The following is a 7,318-nucleotide window of genomic DNA, read 5'->3' on the forward strand; positions in this document are numbered from 1 at the left end:
TGCAGAACGCCGCACAGTGGTTGCACACCACCAACCACAACCCGGAGGTGGTCGGCCTGATCCGGCGGGCCCGGCGGCGGCTGCCGGGCGATCCCGAATTCGGCGATCCGTTGTCCACCGCGGGCGACGGGGGCCCCCGCGTCGCGGCGCGAGCCGCCGACCGGTTGCTGCGCGATCGTGGTGGCGCGTCGCGCGAGGTCAGCCTGGGTGTGCTGCAGCTGTGGCAGTCGCTGAACGAAGCGGTGTCTCGGCGTCCGGCCAATCCGGAGGTGACCCTGGTCTTCACCGATCTGGTCGGGTTCTCGACCTGGGCGCTCCAGGCCGGTGACGACGCGGCCCTGACGTTGTTGCGGCGGGTCGCGCAGGCCATCGAGCCGCCGCTGCTGGATGCCGGCGGCCAGATCGTCAAACGGTTGGGCGACGGGCTGATGGCGGTGTTCGACGACGCGACGGACGCTGTGCGGTCTGCACTGGCAGCCGACAGGGAGCTCCGATCGGTCCAGGTGGCCGGTTACACCCCACGGATGCGGGTGGGTATCCACACCGGACGCCCGCAGCGGATGGCCTCGGACTGGCTCGGTGTCGACGTCAACATCGCCGCCCGCGTCATGGAACGAGCCACCAAAGGCGGAATCATGGTGTCCGGCGCGACGTTAGACTTGGTACCCGGGACTGAGCTCAACGAGTTGGGCGTGGTCGCGAAACGCTCACGTAAATCCATGTTTGCGCCCCCGCCCGCCGGGTTGCCTGCAGACTTGGTGATCTATCGCCTCAAGCCCGGCAAGGAGTTGGCAGTTACCGATGACAGCGACGAAGCCGAATCACAGGCATAGTGGGTGTCGATGATGTACGCCATCCTGTCCCGGCTCGGCCGGATCCGGTTCACCGTCGGCTACGTGGCGGTTCTGCTCGCCGTCAGCTCCGCGCTGATCGTGCTGGGCCCCCAGGCGCGCGCCACCATCATTGCGCACGCCAGCACCAACCTGCACAACCTGGCCCACGGGCACCTGGGCACCCTGCTCGGCAGCGCCCTGGTCGTCGATGCCGGTCCGCTGTATTTCTGGCTGCCCTTTTTGACGTGCACGCTGGTGCTGGCCGAGTTGCACCTGCACACCATCCGGCTTTTCGTGGCGTTCGTCGTCGGTCATATCGGGGCGACGTTACTTGTCGCCGCCGCGCTCGCCGCGGCCGTCGAACTGGGCTGGTTACCGTTGTCGGTCACCCGGGCCAGTGACGTCGGTATGAGCTACGGCGCTCTCGCCGTCCTCGGGGCGATGACCGCGGTGATCCCCCGGCCCTGGCGGATGGCGTGGGTGGGATGGTGGGTGGCCGCGGGCATCGCCTCGGCGATCGTCGGCGGAGATTTCACCGACGCCGGTCACACCGTCGCGGTCGTCCTGGGCGTACTGGTGTCCTCCCGGTTCCGCCAACCGATCTACTGGACCCCGGTGCGGAGCATGATGTTGGTCGCCTCGTCGGGCTTCGGGTTCCTGTTGCTGGCTCATCACTGGGCGACGATGGCGGCGGCGCCGGTCTTCGGCGCCCTGGGTGCCGGGCTGGCCTACACGATCGACCAGATGGTCACGGCGCGCAGGGCGGTGCCGATTCCGGCGCGAGAAGTCCCGCAGCCGGTTGCGTCCCGATAGCCTCTGCGGGCCCCGGCGCTCTGCGCACAACTGGCCGGGCGTCGTCCTCGATCGCCTATGATCGGCACTCGGCCGGTGCCGCGCCTGGGCCGGAACAATCAGGCCCGCCCGGCGACGACGCGGGCAACTGGACAGCCGTGAGCAAGGAGAGTGTCGCCGCGTGGGTGAGAAACCCGTCGACCTGTCGCCGGAAGCGTTGACCCAGGCGGTCGTCGCAGCCCGGGAAGCCATCGCCGGGGCCGGCGACCTCGACGCACTGGCCCGCATCAAGACTGAACACCTCGGCGACCGTTCGCCGTTGGCGCTGGCCCGCCAGGCGCTGGCCGTCGTGCCGAAGGAGGAGCGCGCCGACGCCGGGAAGCGCGTCAATGCCGCGCGGGGCGAGGTCCAGCGCAGCTACGACGACCGGCTGGCGGTGCTGCGGACCGAGCGTGATGCGGCCGTGCTGGTCGCCGAAGCCATCGACGTGACCCTGCCGTCGACGCGACAGCCACCCGGCGCCCGGCACCCGATCACGATCCTGGCCGAGCACGTCGCCGACACCTTCATCGCCATGGGCTGGGAGGTCGCGGAGGGCCCGGAGGTCGAAACAGAGCAATTCAACTTCGACGCTCTCAACTTCCCGCCCGATCACCCCGCTCGCAGCGAACAGGACACCTTCTACGTCGCGCCGGAGAACTCCCGGCAGCTGCTGCGCACCCACACCTCACCGGTGCAGGTGCGCACCCTGCTCGAGCACGAGCTGCCCGTCTACATCGTGTCGATCGGCCGCACCTTCCGCACCGACGAACTCGACGCCACCCACACTCCCGTCTTCCACCAGGTCGAGGGCTTGGCGGTGGACCGCGACCTGACCATGGCCCACCTGCGCGGAACACTGGACGCCTTCGCGCGCGCCGAGTTCGGAACGTCGGCGCGCACCCGGATCCGGCCGCATTTCTTTCCGTTCACCGAGCCGTCCGCCGAGGTCGACGTGTGGTTCGCCGACAAGAAGGGCGGCGCCGACTGGGTCGAGTGGGGTGGTTGCGGAATGGTGCATCCCAACGTGTTGCGGGCCGCCGGAATCGATCCCGAGGTGTACTCGGGCTTCGCGTTCGGCATGGGCCTGGAACGCACCTTGCAGTTTCGCAACGGCATCCCGGACATGCGCGACATGGTCGAGGGCGACGTCCGGTTCTCGTTGCCGTTCGGGGTCGGTGCCTGATGCGCGTTCCCTACAGCTGGCTGCGCGAGGTGGTGGAGGCCGGCGCCCCGGGCTGGGACGTCACCCCGCACGAGCTCGAGCAGACGCTGGTACGCATCGGCCACGAGGTCGAAGAGGTGGTGGCACTCGGCCCGGTCGACGGCCCGGTGACCGTGGGGCGGGTCGCCGCGATCGAGGAGCTCAGCGGCTTCAAGAAGCCGATCCGGGCCTGCCTGGTGGACGTCGGCGAGGAACGAAACCGTGAAATCGTATGCGGCGCAACGAACTTCGCGGTCGGTGACCTCGTCGTGGCGGCTCTGCCCGGCACCACGCTGCCCGGCGGATTCGCCATCGCGGCCCGCAAGACCTACGGCCGCAATTCCGAGGGGATGATCTGCTCGTCTACCGAACTGGGGCTGGGCACCGACCATTCCGGGATCCTGGTGCTGCCGCCGGGCACGGCCGAACCGGGAGCCGGCGGCGCGGCGGTGCTGGGTCTCGACGACGTGGTGTTCCACCTGGCCATCACGCCCGACCGTGGCTACTGCATGTCGGTGCGCGGCCTGGCCCGCGAGATCGCGTGCGCCTACGACCTGACGTTCGTCGACCCCGCAGACGTCAAGCCGTTGCCGGTGGCGGGGCCGGCATGGCCGCTGACAGTGCAGGCCGGCACCGGCGTCCGGCGATTCGCGCTGCGCCCGGTCACCGGCATCGATCCTGCGGCTGTGTCGCCGTGGTGGCTGCAGCGGCGGCTGATGCTGTGCGGCATCCGCGCGACATCCCCGGCGGTGGATGTCACCAACTACGTGATGCTGGAACTGGGCCATCCGATGCACGCCCACGACCGCATCCGCATCACCGGGGGATTGGGCGTGCGCTTCGCCCGGCCCGGCGAGACCGTCGTCACCCTCGACGACGTCGAGCGGCGGCTGGATCCGGCCGACGTCCTGATCGTCGACGACGCGGCGACGGCGGCCATCGGCGGCGTGATGGGCGCGGCGAGCACCGAGGTGCGCGCCGACTCCACCGACGTGCTGCTGGAGGCGGCGGTCTGGGACCCGGCCGCGATCTCGCGGACCCAGCGCCGGCTGCACCTGCCCAGCGAGGCCGCCCGGCGGTACGAGCGCGGGGTGGACCCGGCCATTTCGGTGGCCGCGCTGGATCGCTGCGCGACGCTGCTCACCCACATCGCCGGGGGAGCGGTGTCCGACGCCCTGACCGACTGGCGCGGTGACCCGCCGGCAGGCAACACGGTCGCTGATTGGGCGGGGCCGCCGATCCGGATCCCCGCGGACCTGCCGGACCGTGTCGCCGGGGTCGCCTATGCTCCGGGCACGACCGCCCGCCGGCTGGCCCAGGTCGGGGCCCTTGTCACGGAGGGGGACGGCGCGCTGACCGTGACGCCGCCGAGCTGGCGGCCCGACCTGGTGCAGCCCGCCGACCTCGTTGAGGAGGTGCTGCGCCTGGAGGGGCTCGAGGTCATTCCCTCGGTGCTGCCGTCGGCGCCTGCGGGCCGCGGGCTGACCGCGGCGCAGAAGCGTCGCCGTGCGATCGGCAGGTCTCTGGCGCAGTCCGGCTACGTCGAGATCCTGCCGACGCCGTTTCTGCCGGCCGGCGTCTTCGATCTGTGGGGGCTGCCCGACGACGACCCTCGACGCATGACCACGCACGTGCTCAACCCTCTGGAGGCCGACCGTCCGCACCTGGCGACCACACTGCTGCCCGCACTGCTGGAGGCTTTGGGGCGCAACGTCTCCCGCGGTCTCATCGACACCGCGTTGTTCGCCCTCGCCCAGGTGGTCCAGCCCACCGAACAGACGCGCGCCGTCGAGCCCATCCCCGTACACCGGCGCCCGAGCGACACCGAGATCGCTCTGCTGGACGCTTCGCTACCGCGTCAACCCCAGCACGTCGCGGCGGTGCTGACGGGCCTGCGGGAAGCGCGGGGCCCGTGGGGGCCGGGCCGACTGGTCGAAGCCGCCGATGCGTTCGAGGCGGTCCGAATCGTGGCACGCGCCGGCGGGTTCGAGGTGACGCTGCGGGCGGCTCAACGCCTGCCGTGGCACCCCGGCCGGTGCGCCGAGGTGCTTGTCGGTGGTGTCGTCGCCGGTCACACGGGCCAGTTGCACCCCGCCGTGGTCGAGCGGGCGGGCCTGCCCAAGGGCACGTGCGCGATGGAGTTGAACCTGGATGGGATTCCCATCGTCGACGCATTCCCGGCGCCGCGGGTCTCACCGTTTCCGGCAGTGTTCCAGGACGTGAGCCTGGTCGTGGCGGCGCATGTTCCGGCGGCGGCGGTCGCCGACGCGGTGCGTGCGGGTGCCGGCGAGCTGCTCGAGGACATCCAGCTCTTCGATGTCTTCACCGGTCCCCAGGTCGGCGAGGCCCGAAAGTCGTTGACGTTCGCGCTGCGCTTCCGGGCGACGGATCGCACGCTGACCGAAGACGACGCCAGTGCCGCCCGCGACGCCGCGGTGCAGTCCGCCGCCGAGGCGGTCGGCGCCCAACTGCGGGCTTGAGCACCCCCGATGCTCGTGGCTGATGGCACGCGAATCAGTGTCGCAAAGCCGGAAACACCGCACCCGCGCGGAAGTGCCACTAAGCTCAAGCTTCCTGGGTCTTAGCGCAGTGACCGTCGTACGGCGCGATGGGAGGTGGGCATGTCGTTTTGGGTGGCGCCGGACGCTGTGCAGGCGGCAGCCCAAAATCTGGGGAACATTCACTCGACGCTCGCCGAATCCAGCGCAGCGGTGGCGCCGCCGACCACCGGGGTGGCAGCGGCCGCGCAGGATCAGGTGTCGGCCGCGGTCGCGCAGTATTTCAGCTCGTTCGGCGAGGAATATCAGGTTCTCAGCGCCCAGGCGCAGTCATTTCACGCCGAATTCGTGGACCTGTTGACCACGGGTGCCGCTGCCTACGCCAGCACCGAGATCGCCAACGCCGAACAAGCCCTCGCGAGCCAGGTGACCGCACCCGTGCAAGGGTTGCTGGGTGCGGCCGTTGGCGCGGGCGGTGACGCCGCCTCGGCGGTTGCCTCGACCGTGGGCGCTGCACAGTCGGCTGCCATTCCGATCCTCGGCGGCCTGGGCGCTCTTGGCGGCCTGGGTGGCCTTGGGGGTGCGGCAGTGGGCTCCCTGTTGGGCGGTGTAGGCGGTGGGATGCCGGTGGGTTCGTTGCTGGGCGGTCTCGGGGGTGCGACGGTAGGTTCGCTGGTGGGCGGTGTCGGTGGCGGGACGCCGGTGGCATCGCTGCTGGGCGGTCTGGGCGGCGGATCGGTGGTGTCGAGCGTCAACGGCATCGTCACAGCGCTGGAGAGCGGCAGCGCTGTCTCGCTGCTCTCCGGCCCGATCGGGACCGGGCTGCAAACCCTGTACAGGGACATCGCCGCGCTACCGGGCACGCTGCAGTCGCTCGGAAGCGGTGTGGCGCCCGGGCTGCTGCATGCCGGGGCAAGCACCGGCGGAACCGTCGGCCCCTACCAGACCCTGCTGGACAACACCATCGGCAACCTGCAGACCCTGGGCGGATCGCTGTCCGCCAACCCGGCGCCCTTCCTGAACCAGATCCTCACCAACGGGACGGGTTACGCGAACACGATCGGCGCGGACTTCCAGTACCTCATCCATAATTTCCCCGCCGTGCTGGCTGCCGTGCCGGCGAACATCCAGGCGGCCTTCCAGGGACTGCTGGCCTTCGACCCGGCACCCTACGTCGAGCAGTTCATCCACGACCAGATCACCTACGCCACCATCCTCGCCACCTCGCTGCAGAACGCGGGTTACAGCTTCCTCACCGGGCTGCAGGGGTTGCCGGCGGCCTTCCACTCCGCCTACCAGGCCCTCATGACCGGCAACATCGGCGGCGCGGTCGGCGACGTCACGGGGGGATTCCTGAACCTGTTCGCCACCGGTTTGGACACCACCAGCAGGGGCAGTCTCCCCGGGGTGCTTTTCGCCGACGTCACCTTGACCGGTTCGGTGGCCGAGTTGGCGCCCATCGCCACCATCCCGGGCATGATGGCGCAGAACTTCACCAACCTGCTGCCGGCCGGCTCCATCGCGGCGCAGATCTCCCAGCACGCCACCAACGTCCTCGACACGCTCACCGACACGTCCCTGACCGGGGCCGTGACACTGAAACTGCCGTCGTTGATCCCCCCTCGCGCAGGTGAGTTCTCCCTCGCGGTGCACGCAGGCCTGCCCACGGCGCTGACGCTGGATGCGCTGGGCGCGCCGATCAACGCGCTCGACGCCGCCTCGTCCGGCGCGTCGCAGTTCGTGGGCCAACTGCAGACCGGAAACCTGGTGGGCGCGATCGGCACGGCCGTCGACGGTCCGGCCGTCGTCGGCAACGCGTTTTTGAACGGGCGGTCGACGCTACCCCTTACCTTCGACGTCAGCGGCTATCCGGCGACCGTGAACGTTCCGTTGAACGGTCTTCTGGTTCCGGTGACGCCCTACACCGCGACGATATCGGGCCTTCCGCTTGG

5 protein-coding genes are annotated in these 7,318 nt (G+C 70.0%); all 5 read left to right on the top strand.

The genetic code is table 11. The annotated features are described in order from the left end of the window. Positions 1-833, top strand: an 833-nt coding sequence (locus AC2VOK_RS20785) for an adenylate/guanylate cyclase domain-containing protein (protein WP_428902130.1), incomplete at its 5' end; no start/stop codon positions are given. 9 nt (positions 834-842) lie between these two features. Beyond that, entirely contained in the window at positions 843-1,646 is an 804-nt protein-coding gene (locus AC2VOK_RS20790; RefSeq protein ID WP_428902131.1) for a rhomboid-like protein, read from the top strand. Between the two features lie 160 nt (positions 1,647-1,806). Then, positions 1,807-2,850 (top strand): phenylalanine--tRNA ligase subunit alpha, encoded by a 1,044-nt coding sequence (pheS, locus tag AC2VOK_RS20795; RefSeq protein WP_428902132.1) that lies wholly within the window; start codon positions 1,807-1,809, stop codon positions 2,848-2,850. After that, positions 2,850-5,348: a phenylalanine--tRNA ligase subunit beta gene (gene pheT / locus AC2VOK_RS20800; RefSeq protein WP_428902133.1), complete on the top strand. Its 2,499-nt coding sequence runs from the start codon at positions 2,850-2,852 to the stop codon at positions 5,346-5,348. Before pheS ends, pheT begins: the two co-directional genes overlap by 1 nt. 141 nt (positions 5,349-5,489) lie before the next feature. After that, on the top strand, positions 5,490-7,318 hold a 1,829-nt coding region (locus AC2VOK_RS20805), incomplete at its 3' end, for a PE family protein (protein ID WP_428902134.1).

It is taken from the genome of Mycobacterium sp. TH-M116 (assembly GCF_057473685.1).